Genomic DNA, 16482 nt, shown 5'->3' on the forward strand with positions numbered 1-16482 from the left:
GATGTAACTGTGATACTTTAAGTGAGGTTAACGCTGTAGCTCTTTTATAGAGGATCGATTATATTCTGATTAACACAACTCTGGATATTTTTCTAACTCTTCACTCATCTCTCCTCAAAGGGACACTGAATTTCCTATATAATGAGAGCTATTTCGTTATTGATAATCCATTTAATTTAGGCTTTTTGAGCAAAAAAGCTTTTCCTCAGGTAAAACGGTGCTCTATGTTCAACGCTTCCTCGACTCGTTTAAATAAATACATCAGCGAAAGCGGTATCTGCTCCAGGCGAGATGCTGATCGCTTTATTGAACAAGGTAATGTGTACATCAATGGCAAGCGCGCTTCGGTGGGTGATCAGGTGGTCGCTGGTGATGCAGTAAAGGTCAATGGGCAGTTGATTGAGCCACGAGAGCCTGATGATTTTGTTTTTATTGTCTTGAATAAGCCGGTAGGTATTGTGAGCACCACAGAAAGCTCTGAGAAAAATAACATTGTCGATTTTGTGAGACATAGTTTACGTATTTTCCCGATTGGACGTTTGGATAAAGATTCCCAAGGGTTAATCTTTTTGACCAATAATGGCGATCTGGTCAACAAGGTGCTACGTGCTGGTAATAACCATGAAAAAGAGTATCTGGTCACGGTCAATAAGCCGTTAACCGATAGTGTTATTGAAGGTTTGGCGGGCGGTGTGCCGATGCTTGGCAAGATGACGAAAAAATGCCCAGTGACTAAAGTAGCGCCCAATATGTTTAACATCACGCTAGTTCAAGGTCTAAACCGTCAAATTCGCCGTATGTGTGAGCATTTTGGTTATGAAGTCGTAAAACTTGAGCGTACACGGATTATGAATGTAAGTCTCAAGGGTACGCCCGTTGGAGACTGGCGAGATTTGACGCCAAAAGAGCTGTCTGTTTTACTTAAATCTGTAGAAGACTCTTCTTCGCAAGACAATAAGTCACCTAAGAAATCTAGTAATGCGCCACGAAAAAAACCTCGTACTGATGCCTCATCAAAGTCAAAACCGTCTTCAAAATCGGCAGGTGCAGCAAAGGGGCGTAACAAATACGCTAAGGATGATGCTAGAAAACCAGCAGGTTCTAAAGGTAGAGATGGACGTCCTGCTGGTCGTGGTAAGCCGTCAGGGGGTAATGGTAAGTCTGGAGGCAATGGCAAACCTGCTACCAATGGCAGGCGCCCTTCAAAAGGCCGAGGGTCTAAGCGGTAGTAGTTTCGCGATCATAAGTTTTTAACGTGCGACTGCTTTCTTCATTTTTTAAATGTCCGTAAGCTAAATAATTTTAACTTTGACCTTAACAGGATAATATTATGTTTAAAATAAAAGTAGAACGCATTGTCAAAAAACCGATTGATGAGGTATTTGAGGCACTGAGTGACCACGCCAGTTATGGATCATTTAAAGCGGTAGGTGTAGCTAAGTTAGTAGATGAAGGTGACGAGGAGCGCAATGGCGTTGGGGCTTTACGTACCATTCAATCGGGACCTGTTAAGTTTTGGGAGCGAATTACGGCGTTTGAGCGTCCTATTCACATGCAATACCAAATCGAAAAATCTAGACCTATAAAAATGCAACATGATAAAGGCGTTATTGATTTAAAAGACTTGGGCGATGGAACCACACACGTGACTTGGGTATCTGAGGGTCGATTGACGGTACCATTGCCATTAGTCGGTCGCCTATTTGACCGTCAAATGCAGAAACAAGGAACCATAGGGTTTAGTAGCATACTCAAATCTATAGAAAGCCGCTAGATTAGCGGCAGTATTGGCTTTTTTGATATGATTATTTAGGACATGCCCTAGTGATGGGTTATTTTATTTGAGCCATCACTGTCAGCTTTAATCCGCCTTGTTCTTAGCAGCTTCAATCTCGTTAAAACGTGCTAACTGCTCTGGTGTGGCTTTTTGTTGATAATTCTCTTTCCACTCAGCATAAGGCATGCCATACACAAGTTCGCGCGCATCCTCGTATTCGATTTCAATACCACGCTCTTCACCAGCCGCTTTATACCATTTGGATAAGCAGTTACGACAAAAATCAGCAAGGTTCATCAGTTCAATATTTTGTACATCTTTACGCTCGTCTAAATGAGCTAGTAAGCGACGAAATGCCGCAGCTTCTAATTCGATGTTTGATTCTAATTCTGCCATAAGGTTTTCCTAGTTATAATTGAGTCATTTCAAAACTGAAATGATACTAACGATATAAATATTGCGCAACCTATGTCGTTCTATATTAAAAAAGGTATACAAGAAAACTTGGCAAACTCGTTGTATTAGCTATATTTTAAATAGAATGAGGTGAATAATATCACCTCATTTTAGTCAAAATTGTTATATGTCGGAATTATTAAAAGCCTTTAAGCTAAGTTAAATTACTGCATCTGACAAAGTGTTTTGGTGACTTCTAAAAACTCCTCTATATCTTGTAGATTATGGCAGTGGATGGGTGATACACGAATTGAACCTTTCAAACCAAATGATTCCAACATTCTTGATGAGTAAGGGCTTGATAGTAAACGTTCGAAAGTGACTACCCCTGCTGCTTCATAATGCTCTACCGCTTTCTTATATTCTAAATTGTCAAAACCAATCGCCATAATAAAGTCTTTTTGGGTCAAGTCTTTGCAATCTAAATATACATTTACGCCGTCTATATGTCTTAATCCTTGTACATTTTCAGTGCCTTCTAACATTGCGTGCATTAAAGCTCTTTCATGCAATTTGATACGGGTCATACCTTCTACAAAAAGATCTCTTCTTTTCGTTGACGTAATGAACTGCTCTCCTAACCAACACACATAATTGACGACTTCAGTTAACGCTGCAAAATGTGCTGGGGCAGGGCTACCAAGTTGCCAATAATCGTGTGGCTTCGCAATTAACTTATTGTGTGGTAATTTCGCCAATCGCTCTGATACATAACCAACCCCAAAACCACGTGGACCAAAAAACTTATAAGGCGCAAAGTTAATACCGTCAACGGGGACTTTGCTCACATCGATAATCCCATGTGGTGCATGTTGTACGGCATCAGCCACAATATACAGATCAGGTTTAATCTTTCTTGCTTCGGCCACTATTTTGGCTTCATCTAACAAGGCACCAGACACATTTGATGCATACATAAAGCTTAATAGACAGGTATCTTGGTCAATCAGTTTGATCACGTCCTCAACATCGACGCCACCTGTCACAGGGTTAGTCTTAGCCACTCTTAATTCTTTCCCTGTCGCTTTGGCATAAGAAGCCATTGCGTCATAAGCCGAAGGGTGTTCTAACAAGGTTGTCACCACATTACGGCCAGGTACATTCTCCATCACAGTTCTGACTATATCAAACATGACCATAGAGGCAGTGAGCGATGTAACGATACTGCCTTTATCAATATTTAAGATGGTTTCTATGGAACGATACCCTTCTTCTTGGATATCCATTAGCCATTTCGCAGTTGTATTGCCATGTTCCGGACAGTCTGGTAATTCATCTAGTTCTTTAAAAATATTACTGGCCGCTTTCAATCTGAACGAGCCACCTGAGTTATCAAAAAAAAGCCTTTTTGTTTTATTAATTGGGTCGATATCTACGTGATAAAATTTGTCTTTAATCATCTCACTCAAGGACTCACTAAAAAGTTCACCTTGTTCAATGTTGTATTTCATGACGATTATCCTATTATTTTTTTAAAATTAAGAGTGCGCAAGCAAAGCAGATAATAAAGTCACAACACCGTATTCTCTGCTTTGTTTAATAGTTTTAGCTCTATTGCTTAATGTAAGAGAGTTATGTTTTAGCTAATTTTACTTCTTGATTTGATTCAATTTCGTCTTCAAATAAGTTTTCTATTCTGGCAATACAAAGTGTTGAAACCATGTCGCCTGTTACGTTGAGTGTGGTATGTCCCATATCAATTATTCTGTAGATTGCCGCAATTAAGCCGATAATATCAGCAGGTAACCCAATTGAGTCCAATAGAATAACCATCATCACGATGCCACCACCTGGAATTCCCGGCGAACCAATTGCTATTAGCGTTGCCATAGTGATGGTCATAAATTGTTGAAAGAGTGTCATCTCAATGCCATATATCTGAGCAACAAACATAGTTCCAACGGCGAAATAAACGGCTGCGCCATTCATATTAATCGTTGCACCCAGAGGAAGAGAAAAACCTGCTAGCTCTTTTGTCACACCAAATTTTTCTTCTGCTACTTTCATAGTGACTGGAAGAGAACCTGAGCTGCTTGTTGTGCTTGCCGTGATAGCCCAAACGGCAGGGATATGTTTGAAAAATTCTTTTAAGCTTACTTTAGCTACGAACTTTAATAGGAAGATATATAAGAATAGAACAACGCAGATCATCGCTACATAATCAGCCAAAATAAATTTAGCCAACGGTCCAAATATCTCCAAGCCATACTCACCAACTGAGGCCGCGATTAGTGCAGCAACACCATAAGGAGAAAATCCCATAATAATGTCAGTAACCTTAAGCATTATTTCCGTTCCACTATCAACAACTTTCTTGAAGGGCTCGCTTTGTTTGCCTAGTATTGTCATTCCAATACCAAAAAAGGAGGAGAAGATAATAATTTGCATTAAGTTACCCTCAGCGAGCGCTTGAATAGGGTTGGTCGGTACCATGCTTAGCAGAGTTTCAGAGACACTAGCCATCTCTTTTATTACAACTGGATCTGTTGAAATAATAGTCATCTCAAAACCTTGTCCAGGCATCAATAAATTTGCAACAATAAGTCCAATGACTCCTGATAACAAAGTGGTTACGACATAAAATAGTAACGTTTTACTACCCACACGTTTTAACTTCTGTATGTCTCCCATATTGGAGATACCACTTGCTATTGAGAAAGCCACGAGTGGTACAACTATCATCTTGATTAGGTTTAAGAACAGATCTCCAATGGGCTTTGCGATCAGCGCTTGTTCTTTAAAGAAGATACCTGCGGCTATACCTATGGCAAATCCAATGAATACTTTAGTACTTAGTTGCATCCTTTTTTTTCTCATAATGACACTTCCTATGTGTTACGTTCATGTGAGGTTCTAACCTGCAAGGCTAGTTAATGCTGTAGGAACAATGTTGCAACTATTGGTACAAAATTTATCCACTCCTAAATCTACCATTACAGTTAATATTATAATAATGAATTAAAGCGGTTAGATATATTCAAACTATTAATATATAAACATGAGGTAATCTAATGAAGACTGAGCAAATAGAAACATTTTTGATGATCACAGAAACAAAGAACTTATCTTTAGCGAGCAAAAATCTGTTCATCTCTCAATCGGCAGTTAGTCATCGCTTGCGCGCTCTAGAGGAACATCTTGACTGTGAGTTATTCATACGTGGACGTGGTGAAAAGCTAGTCACCTTGACACAAAAGGGAGAGGAGTTTGTCGAAATAGCAATGCGTTGGAAAGCGTTATGGCGGGAAACGAAAATATGGGCATTACAAGAGTCTAAAATGAACTTAAGTGTAGCTAGTATTGATAGTTTAAATACTTGTGTGTTTTCAAATCTATATAAAGAATTGATTAATAACAATAATACAGATGATAAGAAAGCTAGTGAAAGCAGCAATGGGATTACTTTAAATGTCAGTTCTCACTGGAGCAAAACTATTTATGACCTCATTGAGAATAACGATATCGATATCGGCTTCACACTTAATTCATTAAAATATCCAAATGCTATATCTAAACCTTTATTTAAATCTAGAGGAGTTGTTATTTCTTCCATCTCATCAAAATACGCTAGATTGGTTCACCCGCATGACTTAGATACAGCTGATGAAATTCTTTTTTCAAGTGTGTCTGAATACCATATATGGCATAATTTTTGGTGGGAAAAAAATCAGAATGAGTATTCTAGTGTTGATACGGTTTCACTATTATTCACTGTTTTTGACTTTGAAGAAAAATGGGCTATCGTCCCTGTTTGGATTGCACGTGTATTTGAAAGAATCCACCCTGTTAAAATATCTGAGCTTAGCGTACTTGCACCCGAATATACTTGTTATCAAGTGACGAATCGCTATCCTAAGTCAAGTAGATTGAAAGCCATTGAAAGGTTTACAACGGCCCTAGAAGATTATATGAAGACAGATGCTTTCATTAATAGTGTGCAGTAATGTAAGAGGTTAAATGATTAAAAAATCATAATCTCATATAAAATCTTAATAGTATCTGTTTCGAGCGCAATTTATTAGCCCACTAAACTCAAACTGTATTTAAGAGAAGTTATAGGAATTTTACATTCATCACATTATGCTTAATAGCCGGTATAGCCAAAGTATGGTCGGTTATGTATGTGAGGTTTTAGGGTAGGGCACAGTTTGGGCGCCGTCATGAAAACGGGGTTTTTGTTTGAATAGTTAGACTTAACTATATTTAAAAAGATATTTCGAGAATTTCTCTAAAAGCCCGAAAGTCAGGCAAAAAAAATCCTCACTTCCTGTTTAAGAAGTAAGGATTTTAGTGCTCTTTCAAGCCATATTTGGAGCGGGAAAAGAGATTCGAACTCTCGACCCCAACCTTGGCAAGGTTATGCTCTACCACTGAGCTATTCCCGCTAATTATCAATTAACTATCGTCAGTTGATGAAGGCGTATTATACGCAGTTTTTTTTACCTGTCAACACTTACGTTAAAAAAAAGTAAAGTTAGTAAAACAGGCATGTCATCCAACTGCATAGATATGTTATAACAGTTTCTTATAAAAACTATTCCAAAAGCTTTGCATTGAATAAATAGGCTGGAATACGATTTATAATTTACTTCAATTATATAAACAATCGTCAATACTTATAATGATAAGTCATAAGGATATAAAATGAGTCAACAATATACCATCGCTGATTATTTGTTTGATCGCATCGCAGAAGCGGGTGCATCGGAGATATTTGGTGTCCCTGGTGATTTTAATTTAACTTTTTTGGATAACATTCTTGCCTCTGATAAATTGCGTTGGGTGGGTAATACTAATGAGCTAAATGCTGGTTATGCTGCAGATGGATACGCTCGTGAGCGTGGGTTTGCGGCGATGGTCACGACTTTTGGTGTGGGTGAGTTGTCAGCGATTAATGCGACGGCAGGCTCTTTTGCTGAGTACGCGCCTGTATTGCATGTTGTGGGAGCGCCAAGTACCGCTCTACAAGACTCAAAGCGCCGTATTCATCACTCGCTTGGTGACGGCGTATTCAATCACTTTATTAAAATGGTGGAGCCAGTGACCGTGGCACGGGCGCAAATCACACCAGAAAACGCGGCCTCAGAGATTGACCGTGTCATCCGCTTGATTCTCAAGAAACATCGTCCTGGCTATCTGCTGCTATCACCTGATGTAGCAAAAATGCCCATTTACCCACCAACCACGAAGCTGATTGACAGCCAAGAAGATATTACCAGCCAAGCGGCATTGGCGGATTTCAAGCAAGCACTTATAGCGTTTTTACCGAACAAAACCACGACGCTTATGGCAGATTTGATGGTGCATCGTTTGGGGTTGCAAAATCAGCTTAAAGCACTGATTGCTGATACGGATATTCCTTATACCACGCTGTCTTGGGGTAAAACGCTACTTGATGAAAACAGTAATCGTTGGGCAGGAACCTATGCAGGCGTCGCGTCACGTCCTGTGGTCAAGGACGTAGTAGAAAACTGCGAGTGCCTGATCAAAATAGGCGTGCAATATACGGATACAACTACGGCAGGGTTTAGCCAAGATATCAACGAAGATGTAGTAGTAGACTTGCATTATGAGCGTGCGTCAATTAGTGGTCAGAATTTTGCACCGATTGCGCTAAAAGATGCATTGCAAGTCTTGCATGAAGTCATGACCTCTGGTATCAAAATCGTGCCAAAACCTTTCTGTGAGCCTGTCAATCCTCATGAGCAAAACGGCAAAGACGATGAAGCCATTCGCCAAGACGATTTGTGGCACATTATTGCAGACCATTTAGATCATAATAACTTGGTTTTTTCTGAACAAGGTACGGCTTACTTTGGTATTAGTGATGTGCGTTTGCCACAGGGTGTTACGTCTTATGGGCAACCAATGTGGGGCTCGATTGGTTACACGCTGCCCGCAAGTTTGGGTGCTGCCATTGCGTCGCCAGACAAGCGTAGTGTATTGCTGATTGGTGATGGTTCTGCCTTACTCACTATTCAAGAAATCGCGGTGATGATCCAAGAGCGTACCAATCCAGTCATTGTGTTGATTAATAATGATGGCTACACGGTAGAGCGTGCAATTCATGGTGAAAATCAAGCTTACAATGATATTCCTAAATGTAATTGGCAGTTGATGCCACAAGCCTTTGGTGCGACTGAAGAAAACAGCTTGATGATCAAAGTAGAGACCGCTGGCGAGTTGAAAGCAGCACTCGAAAAAGCAGCAGTGACCACGGATAAGTTGGTGATGCTAGAAGTCATCGCAGACAAGCATGATATCCCGCCATTATTAGCAGACATCAGCGCGGCACTAAAGCCTTCTTAAATGAATAGCAGTGCATAAAGGAAATTAACTTTTATATCAATTTTTTTTAGTTTTTAGACAGTGAAAGCTCTATTTGGCACAATGCTAAGTAGGGCTTTTTTTGTATTTTAGGATTCTCATTATTTATTATCAGCTATTTTGTTCTGTGCGTTCATTATCGTGATAAATTAAGCGATTGATATGCGACAGGAGAGAACGCATCATGATTTGGCTAAAAATGCTTATTGGTGCCTTGATGGTATTGGCGATTCAGTTATTTGCACAAACTCGATTTTTCTATTTGGCGGCACTTGCGCCGCTTTTTCCCACGTTTACTTTGATCAGCCATTTCATTGTTGGCACCGAGCGTAGCCCTGCTGATTTAAAAGTCGCCTTGATATTTAGCATGCTCGGCGTCATACCTCATCTTATCTATACTTTAGTAGTATTTTTTAGCATTGGCTATGTCAGCTTATATAAAGCATTGATGCTAGGGGTGATCGCTTGGATGATTGCTGCCGCTATCTTAGTGCTTACGTGGCAATATATACAAGCGTAGTCAGTATTGAAGAGAGTCTCTAAAATAGTATGCAGAACAGTTCCAACTGTATTTAAAGTCCTTAAGACGTGTCATCACACTCACTTATATAATCATGATTAAAGTGAAAGAAAATGCTAGTAAAAATATTTATAGATAGTTTTTATAGACATGATAGTAGATGTTATTCTTAATGATATTTTTAGTATAGGTAATCCTCTATAAAAGAATGGCGGCGTCAACCTCGCTTGAAATATCCCATATACAGCTACACTCGGTTGCCCTGACTCTCTTTTAAATTGAATCAACTATATTTAGATCTTAATAGTAAAGTTAAAAGATTAAATTGTAATATTTTCGCACCAACTTAATTCATCACCATTGATAAAAATAGGGCTTAAAAAAAGATGGATACCTTAAATATCCTATATCTCGTAGGAGCATTGTTAATTTTTGCCAGTATCATGGCCAGTACATTGTCCGCGCGCTTGGGCGTTCCCTTGTTACTATTGTTTTTGATAGTAGGCATGTTGGCTGGCGAGCAAGGTATCTTAGGGATTGAGTTTTCTCAATATGCGTTGGCCAATTTTGTCGGGCAGGCAGCTTTAGCCTGTATTTTGCTAGATGGTGGTCTACGTACTTCTTTTAAGTCATTTAGAGTCGGACTCAAGCCAGCGATTACGCTAGCCACATGGGGCGTGCTAGCCACGGTCATGGTGCTAGGGGTGTTCGTCACTTGGTTGCTCGATGTCGATTGGCGCTTTGGTTTGCTCATGGCAGCCATTGTTGGTTCGACCGATGCGGCAGCGGTATTTTCTCTCTTGCGAAATGGCGGCGTCAAGCTTAACGATCGTGTCCAAGCCACGCTTGAGCTGGAGTCCGGTGGTAATGATCCATTGGCTATCTTATTGGTCACTGGTTTGATAGCCTTAAATGTTGATCCGAATGGTCAGAGCGTACTTGGATTTTTGGGTTTGCTGTTGCAGCAGTTGGGCGTTGGTTTGGGTATGGGTTTGCTCTTTGGTTATTTGCTATCGCGGCTATTGCCCAAGGTGCATTTGGCAGAGGGTATGTATGCTATTTTGATACTGTCTGCGGGCTTGGCCGTTTTTGCGGCTACCAACATGTTGGGCGGTAGTGGGTTTTTGGCGGTATATCTCACGGGTGTCATGATTGGCAATCATAAAGTGCGCTCGACTGAGCATGTGATGCGAGTCATGGATAGCTTTGCATGGTTATCACAAGCGGTGCTTTTTGTCGTATTAGGGCTACTAGTCACACCATCGAATGTTCTCAATGTCTGGCACTATTCAGTAGCGATAGCAGCCTTTATGATCTTCGTTGCTCGTCCTATCGCCGTATATACCAGCGTCAAACCATTTAAATTTAAAGACAGAGAGATCGGCTTTATTTCTTGGGTTGGACTGCGTGGTGCAGTACCTATTACATTAGCTCTCTTACCGGTGATGGCAGGCATAGACAATGCCTTTATGCTGTTCGATATTGCTTTTGGCGTGGTCGTTGTGTCTTTGATTTTACAAGGAACGACCATTCCTATCATGGCGAATTTGTTTAAGGTACGTATTCCAACCAACCAAGACCCAAAAGAAGAACACGAAGTTTGGGTATCCGATAAAGCCAGTATTACTTTATATGAGTTCGAAGTTAAATCAGGCGCTTTCGCTATCGGTCGACATCCCTTAGAGATATCTAAACGTGTCAACCCTGATGAGATTCGTATTTTTGCGTTGGTACGTGGACAGCAGATTGTCGTTACTGATGAAGAGACGAAGCTCAAATTTGGTGATAGCGTTTGGTATGCAATGCGAGGCAATCATGCCAGCAAGATTGCCAAAATCTTTAATGACACGACTTTGAATCATAAAGCGATTGACGACTTTTATGGAGATTGGCTGTTATCACCCAGTGTCAAACTCGGTGATTTGCCATTTTTTACTGGCGCGATGACGTCCGAATCTCTAGTGGATAACCTAAAACCAAAACCTAAAGATGGCTCAAAAAGCATGTGGGACCAGACAGTCGCTGAGTATGTTAAGCAACGTTTGGATACTGCACCAGTCTCTGGTGACACTGTTGTCATAAGCGATGAGTGGTCACTGGTCATCAAAGAAGTCGATGACAAAGGCAGACTGCGAACCATTGGCTTAAAACACCGAGAGCTACCAACAGCAGTTTAGTTGTGTGCAGTGATTTTTTATAATAAATTCATCATTTTATTCAAAAAGTCAGCAATGTGTTTGTGCTGGTTCTGCCGATACGCCCAATGGTGCTCGACGGCATAACTGGCTTCTTCCCGCAGTAATATTTTCATCAAACCCTCTCTTTCGTAGCGCATGGCTAGGTCACGAGGCAAGTAGCCAACATGGTGGCCTGCAAGGATAAGCTGCGCAGTTGCCTCCATATGATACGTCGTGGCGCTTAATGTTTTGGGACGTACATGATGGATGCTGACATCAGTAATATAGCCTCTTTTTATCCACGGATGGTTTTGTTCTAAGTCCTCTAATGTCAAACCTTCTGAATTATAAAATAACCGGTGCTCGCGTCCGCAGCACACGACCTGTCTCTCTACAAATGCTGGCTTAAACGTCAGTAATGGTGGAAAACTGCCAAAATAACCAACCCCAATATCACTCTCATTACTTAAGAGCTTTTCTATCATGCTTTCAGGACTTTGCACGTCAATAGAAAAGTGTATCAATGGGTTATTACGGTAGCTGTTAGCCAGCCGTTGTCTGAGTACGTCATAAAAAAACTTGGGCATTTGATCGGTTAGGCACAGTCTAATGTGCCCGCCATGAACAGAGTCTAGCTGCTGAATATAATGTAGCTGATGTTGAAAGTTGGCGACTGATTCGGTAAAGGCGACACAAGCCTCATAAACCGCTGCACCATCCTCTGTCAGCTTAAATCCTGCGCGACCACGATGGCATAAGGTCATGCCCAACCGGTCTTCTAGATGCGTTAAATGACCACTAATCACCGAAGGGGTGACGTTTAGGCGCGTCTGAGCTGCTGTCACCCCTTGACAGTCTACGATGGCCATAAAGCTACGTAGGGTTTTTACGTCTATTTTTATCAACTCATCTAATATCAAGAACGATCCTCCGATAAATACTCTCTTCAACAAACTTCTGCTAATAACGTATAAGTCTGTTTTACTACGAAAATTTAGAAGTTTACTTCTGAATTTTACCATGGTTTGCCATCTTATATTTAGGTATTGTCAAGGGTATGTAGCAAATTGTGTATTTTAATTAACAGATAATAAGGACGTAATTTATGAGCTTCAATCAGCCACTAAGCGGTAACGAGATGCCAAGATTTGGCGGTTTCGCCACTATGATGCGCTTGCCAACTCAAGCCGACGCCGAAGGACTAGATGTGGCGTTTGTTGGCGTGCCTTTGGATATCGGTGCATCGAACCGTAGCGGTGCGAGACTAGGCCCTAGACAGATTCGTGATGAGTCACGCATGATTCGTCCTTACAACGTGGCCACTCGCGCTGCTCCTTTTGAGTCATTACAAGTCGCTGATATTGGTGATGTACCCATCAATACTTTTAACCTCCTAAAAAGCGTCGATATCATCGAAAAATTCTATACCGATAAAATCGTTAAACACGGCGCGATTCCACTGACGTTGGGCGGCGATCATACCATCGCACTTCCTATCTTACGCGCACTTGCCAAAAAACATGGCCCTGTCGGTATGGTGCATATCGATGCTCATGCGGATATCAATGATGATATGTTTGGCGAAAAAATCGCCCACGGCACACCGTTTCGCCGTGCTGTCGAAGAAAACCTAATCGATGGCAACCGTGTGGTTCAGATTGGTCTGCGCGGTACAGGTTATAGTGCTGAAGAGTTTGACTGGTCGACCGAGCAGGGCTTTCGCGTTGTGCCTGCTGAGGAGTGCTGGTACAAGTCATTGGCTCCATTGATGGCAGAAGTACGCGAAAAGCTAGGCGATGGTCCTGTTTATCTAAGCTTTGATATTGATGGTATTGACCCTGCATTTGCACCTGGTACTGGTACTGCGGAAATCGGTGGTTTGACCTCAACTCAAGGTATCGAAATCATTCGTGGTATGCGGGGTCTAGATGTAGTCGGCGGTGATTTGGTTGAAGTATCACCACCTTATGATCCATTTGGTAACACCTCTGTACTGGCTGCGAACTTATTGTTTGAGATGCTATGTATTCTACCGGGTGTGCGCTATGACGATAAGGTCTAAGTTGTTTACTAATAGGAGTATCTCGCAATGATAACCACAAAGGGATGGGGTAGTAGCTCTCTCTTATTGGTTAAATTGGGAACATAGTGTAGCTATCCAAATATGGTATATGACCGGATAGCTGCATCGTCACCAGTGCAATTGGCTTGCTGGTATTAATACAACTCGGTTAAGGAAGACGCTCATGAGTAAACCTTCTTCATTTTTTGGTCAAGATACACTCTCTCCAAATGAGGCTGGACACAGTTTAGGTTCGATTGGTACGTTTGCGCTGTGGTTCGGTGCAAATATAGTGGTCACGACTATTTTAACTGGGATGTTGTTGGTACCTGATTTACGGTTTACCACCGCTATAACGACAGTACTCATTGGCTCATTGATCGGTGCAATTCCTTTACTCCTAGTTGGTCTGATGGGGCAGCGTACTGGTCTGCCATCAATGGCACTAACGCGTAGAGCTTATGGGCCACTGGGTAGTCAGTTGATTTCACTGGTAAACATGGGTGTGCTCATCGCGTGGAGCTGTATTCAGGCTTTGCTCGCTGGCATGAGCCTTAACTATGCCGTTGAAGCCACCACAGGTTATAGCAATCTGCCACTATTTGTCATTCTGTGTGAGACAGTCGTGGTGTTGATTGTATTACGTGGTCATCTTGGTATTGAACTTGTTGAACGCTGGGCAGCACTAGCAATGGCAGGTCTTACCGTCGTGGTGCTCTATCAGCTAAATCAGCACTATGACGTTTCTACACTATTTGAGATGCCAGTTGAGTCGCGTAATGGTATTACGTTAGGTATCGCTTTTGATATCGTCATCGCCACTGCATTTTCTTGGATGTCTTCGGCAGCCGATTACAATCGCAATTGTAAGACATCTAAAATTGCAGTCTGGGGTACTTACTTTGGTTATATCATAGCGGCCATCGTTGCTATGGGCTTGGGTGCGACAATCTCAGGGCTCTCTATCCTAAACGGCATGGAGCAGACTTACGATCCGACTCGCTTGCTCGCTGAATTTGGTTTTGGTTTGCCAGCCGCACTGGTTATTTTCTTCTCAGTCATGACAACCAATGTGATGGCCGTGTATAGCGCCACGCTATCATGCATGAACATAGCGCCTAATATGAGCTTTTGGAAACCTGCACTTATCATTGGTTTAGTCACTATTTTTGGTGCACTAATTCCCGGTATTTTAGATCAATTCCAAAACTTCTTGTTAATCGTTGGTGCATTGTTCATCCCAGCATTCTCAGTCATGATTGTTGATTACTATCTAGTTGGTCAAGAAGGCTATACGGAAAAGCTGCTTAATTCTACTAAGCAATTGGGCCGTCCTACTGCAAAAATTGCTATCGTGGCTTACATAATGGGTGCAGCGCTTGCCGCTTACTGGACCTTGATAGCACCGCCATCTTTTGGAGCCTCGCTACCCGTCTTTATCATCACTGGTGGACTTTACTGGTTAGGTGCTACTTTATTCACTCGTCCTAATAGTGCTATCCCTTCTGTTCAAAAGGAGCCTTCATTATGAGATTGATGATATCTCAAACGGACCCTTTATGGGCTGAGCCTACTGTTAATTTAGAAGCATTGGAGTCACTCTGTCGACTAGCAGCAGAAGCCAAAGTAGACTTATTGGCGCTGCCAGAGCTGGCATTCACAGGCTACAATATCTTTGATCGCCTTGATGGTCTAGCTGAAGAGATCGATGGTCCAATCGTCACCGAAGCCAGCAAGCTTGCTGATAAATACAATTTGCATTTGCTGTTTGGTCTGGCTGAGCAGGGTGCTAATGGTGAGTTTAGCAATGCTGCCATACTGCTAGACGATCACGGACAGCACCTTGCGACTTATCATAAACGTCACCTATGGGATCGCGAAAACGAGTTTTTTGTTGCAGGCAAGAAATCCTGTGTGGTTAATACTCGATTCGGTAAATTAGGATTGATGATTTGCTATGACAATGAGTTTCCAGAAGTAGCAAGAGAGCTGGCGCAAGCAGGGGCGCAAATCATATTGTCACCTACGGCAAATATGTTGCCGAATGCAGAACGTCAGGTACTACAAATCCGCGCGCGAGCAATGGACAATCAATGTTTTGTTGCTTGTATCAACCGCTCAGGTGTGGAAGAAACGCTCCACTACTGTGGCAATAGCATCGTTGCTGGTCCTGATGGTGAGGTTTTTGGCCGACTTGGTTTAGCAGCTGGCAGCATGATAGTAGATATCGATCTCGCCTGCATTGATGAGAGTCGCACGCACCAAAACTATCTTAAGGACTTGCGTGTTCTTAAAGATACTCATGTCGTTAATGGAGCGGACTCATGAGTGAGCAATCATTACCGCGTATCAAACCAGAAAACTGGTATCGAACAACCACACTCAGCGATGGTATTACGCTCATCGATGAGCCGTGGATCAAGCCATTTTTTCGCTGTAATCTGTGGCACGTGCGAGGCAGTCAGCGCGATTTATTAGTAGATTTTGGCTTAGGTGCTGTACCATTGCGCCGCCACGTCGCTCTGCTCGCTGATCGCGATATCGTTGGTGTTGCTAGCCATACGCATTTTGACCATATTGGCGCGGCAAATGAGTTTGACTGCTGTCATGTACATTCTGCTGAAGCCCATATTCTTGCTGAGCCAGACAATGCTCGCACCTTGGCTGATATGTTTGTCAACGATGAGATGTTTGATGCGCTACCTCCTGAGCCTTACGCTCATTGCGGCTATAAAATCGCTGCACCAGCGAAAATCATGCAACTTGAGGATGGTGACATGATTGATTTGGGCAATCGTCAATTTGAAGTGATTCATACGCCCGGTCACTCCCCAGGTGGTATCGCCTTATGGGAAGCGGCTAGCGAAACTTTGATTTCTGGTGATCTTATCTATGACGGTCCATTAATCGAAGATACATGGCACAGCAATATGTCTGATTATGCCAAGAGTATGCGCCGCTTAAATGCATTGCCTGTACGTGTTGTCCACGGCGGTCATTTTCCTAGTTTTACAGGTAAACGTTTAAATATCATGATTGATGATTGGTTACGACATCATGATTTATGATTGAGAGCATTTAAGACATATTTAAAAAAACAGCTAACCAATATAAAAATATTAACTTAATACTTAATACTTATTACATTTTTCAGGATGAAAAA

General features: G+C 41.8%; 14 protein-coding genes and 1 tRNA gene. 10 read left to right on the plus strand and 5 right to left on the minus strand.

Annotation, left to right across the window (positions count from 1 at the left end; all coding sequences use genetic code 11):
- The first annotated feature begins 224 nt into the window (after nt 1-224).
- Both rluF and JMW61_RS09310 read left to right on the plus strand, forming a co-directional pair.
- On the plus strand, nt 225-1229 hold the full coding sequence (gene rluF / locus JMW61_RS09305; RefSeq protein WP_201550728.1) for a 23S rRNA pseudouridine(2604) synthase RluF: 1005 nt from the start codon (nt 225-227) through the stop codon (nt 1227-1229).
- A 101-nt stretch (nt 1230-1330) separates the two neighbouring features.
- A complete protein-coding gene (locus JMW61_RS09310) occupies nt 1331-1774 on the plus strand; it encodes an SRPBCC family protein (protein ID WP_201550730.1) in 444 nt (147 codons plus the stop codon).
- 87 nt (nt 1775-1861) lie between these two features.
- On the opposite strand, the gene JMW61_RS09315 is transcribed toward JMW61_RS09310, so the two are convergent.
- The 3 genes from JMW61_RS09315 to JMW61_RS09325 form a co-directional block, all read right to left on the minus strand.
- Nucleotides 1862-2173, minus strand: coding sequence for a DUF1244 domain-containing protein (locus JMW61_RS09315; RefSeq protein ID WP_201550732.1), 312 nt, complete (start codon nt 2171-2173; stop codon nt 1862-1864).
- Between the two features lie 224 nt (nt 2174-2397).
- Entirely contained in the window at nt 2398-3684 is a 1287-nt protein-coding gene (locus JMW61_RS09320) for an aminotransferase class V-fold PLP-dependent enzyme (RefSeq protein WP_201550734.1), read from the minus strand.
- A 121-nt stretch (nt 3685-3805) separates the two neighbouring features.
- Nucleotides 3806-5050 carry a dicarboxylate/amino acid:cation symporter gene (locus JMW61_RS09325; protein ID WP_201550736.1) on the minus strand — a complete coding sequence of 415 codons (1245 nt, stop codon included), beginning with the start codon at nt 5048-5050 and terminating at the stop codon, nt 3806-3808.
- Nucleotides 5051-5244: 194 nt separating this feature from the next.
- Here JMW61_RS09325 and JMW61_RS09330 point away from each other — a divergent pair, with 194 nt between their 5' ends.
- Nucleotides 5245-6177, plus strand: a complete 933-nt coding sequence (locus JMW61_RS09330; protein ID WP_201550738.1) for a LysR family transcriptional regulator — start codon at nt 5245-5247, stop codon at nt 6175-6177.
- 366 nt (nt 6178-6543) lie between these two features.
- Here JMW61_RS09330 and JMW61_RS09335 read toward each other — a convergent pair.
- Nucleotides 6544-6618, minus strand: a tRNA-Gly gene (locus JMW61_RS09335).
- Nucleotides 6619-6877: 259 nt separating this feature from the next.
- Here JMW61_RS09335 and JMW61_RS09340 point away from each other — a divergent pair.
- The 3 genes from JMW61_RS09340 (at nt 6878) to JMW61_RS09350 (ending at nt 11257) form a co-directional block, all read left to right on the plus strand.
- Complete coding sequence (locus JMW61_RS09340; RefSeq protein WP_201550740.1) at nt 6878-8542, plus strand: alpha-keto acid decarboxylase family protein; 1665 nt, start codon at nt 6878-6880, stop codon at nt 8540-8542.
- Between the two features lie 202 nt (nt 8543-8744).
- Entirely contained in the window at nt 8745-9080 is a 336-nt protein-coding gene (locus tag JMW61_RS09345) for a GlpM family protein (RefSeq protein ID WP_201550742.1), read from the plus strand.
- Between the two features lie 386 nt (nt 9081-9466).
- A complete protein-coding gene (locus tag JMW61_RS09350) occupies nt 9467-11257 on the plus strand; it encodes a potassium/proton antiporter (protein WP_201550744.1) in 1791 nt (596 codons plus the stop codon).
- A 17-nt stretch (nt 11258-11274) separates the two neighbouring features.
- Here JMW61_RS09350 and JMW61_RS09355 read toward each other — a convergent pair whose 3' ends face one another.
- Entirely contained in the window at nt 11275-12177 is a 903-nt protein-coding gene (locus JMW61_RS09355) for a LysR family transcriptional regulator (RefSeq protein WP_227680805.1), read from the minus strand.
- A 185-nt stretch (nt 12178-12362) separates the two neighbouring features.
- On the opposite strand from JMW61_RS09355, the gene speB reads away from it, so the two are divergent.
- The 4 genes from speB (at nt 12363) to JMW61_RS09375 (ending at nt 16387) form a co-directional block, all read left to right on the plus strand.
- Nucleotides 12363-13319 (plus strand): agmatinase, encoded by a 957-nt coding sequence (speB, locus tag JMW61_RS09360; RefSeq protein WP_197217766.1) that lies wholly within the window; start codon nt 12363-12365, stop codon nt 13317-13319.
- A 184-nt stretch (nt 13320-13503) separates the two neighbouring features.
- Entirely contained in the window at nt 13504-14850 is a 1347-nt protein-coding gene (locus tag JMW61_RS09365; protein ID WP_201550746.1) for a purine-cytosine permease family protein, read from the plus strand.
- A complete protein-coding gene (locus JMW61_RS09370; RefSeq protein WP_201550749.1) occupies nt 14847-15647 on the plus strand; it encodes a carbon-nitrogen hydrolase family protein in 801 nt (266 codons plus the stop codon). Before JMW61_RS09365 ends, JMW61_RS09370 begins: the two co-directional genes overlap by 4 nt.
- Nucleotides 15644-16387 (plus strand): MBL fold metallo-hydrolase, encoded by a 744-nt coding sequence (locus JMW61_RS09375; protein WP_201550752.1) that lies wholly within the window; start codon nt 15644-15646, stop codon nt 16385-16387. Before JMW61_RS09370 ends, JMW61_RS09375 begins: the two co-directional genes overlap by 4 nt.
- Nucleotides 16388-16482: the final 95 nt, after the last annotated feature.

The sequence above is a fragment of the Psychrobacter fjordensis genome (genome assembly GCF_904845995.1).
Lineage (GTDB): Bacteria > Pseudomonadota > Gammaproteobacteria > Pseudomonadales > Moraxellaceae > Psychrobacter > Psychrobacter fjordensis.

Bases quoted from the DNA above. Each gene is read 5' to 3' on its own strand.
- JMW61_RS09330 (WP_201550738.1), top strand. From the start codon at position 5,245: ATGAAGACTGAGCAAATAGAAACATTTTTGATGATCACAGAAACAAAG.
- JMW61_RS09350 (WP_201550744.1), top strand. From the start codon at position 9,467: ATGGATACCTTAAATATCCTATATCTCGTAGGAGCATTGTTAATTTTT.
- JMW61_RS09320 (WP_201550734.1), bottom strand. From the start codon at position 3,684: ATGAAATACAACATTGAACAAGGTGAACTTTTTAGTGAGTCCTTGAGT.
- JMW61_RS09370 (WP_201550749.1), top strand. From the start codon at position 14,847: ATGAGATTGATGATATCTCAAACGGACCCTTTATGGGCTGAGCCTACT.
- JMW61_RS09310 (WP_201550730.1), top strand. From the start codon at position 1,331: ATGTTTAAAATAAAAGTAGAACGCATTGTCAAAAAACCGATTGATGAG.
- JMW61_RS09315 (WP_201550732.1), bottom strand. From the start codon at position 2,173: ATGGCAGAATTAGAATCAAACATCGAATTAGAAGCTGCGGCATTTCGT.
- JMW61_RS09325 (WP_201550736.1), bottom strand. From the start codon at position 5,050: ATGAGAAAAAAAAGGATGCAACTAAGTACTAAAGTATTCATTGGATTT.
- JMW61_RS09365 (WP_201550746.1), top strand. From the start codon at position 13,504: ATGAGTAAACCTTCTTCATTTTTTGGTCAAGATACACTCTCTCCAAAT.
- JMW61_RS09340 (WP_201550740.1), top strand. From the start codon at position 6,878: ATGAGTCAACAATATACCATCGCTGATTATTTGTTTGATCGCATCGCA.
- JMW61_RS09375 (WP_201550752.1), top strand. From the start codon at position 15,644: ATGAGTGAGCAATCATTACCGCGTATCAAACCAGAAAACTGGTATCGA.
- rluF (WP_201550728.1), top strand. From the start codon at position 225: ATGTTCAACGCTTCCTCGACTCGTTTAAATAAATACATCAGCGAAAGC.
- JMW61_RS09345 (WP_201550742.1), top strand. From the start codon at position 8,745: ATGATTTGGCTAAAAATGCTTATTGGTGCCTTGATGGTATTGGCGATT.
- speB (WP_197217766.1), top strand. From the start codon at position 12,363: ATGAGCTTCAATCAGCCACTAAGCGGTAACGAGATGCCAAGATTTGGC.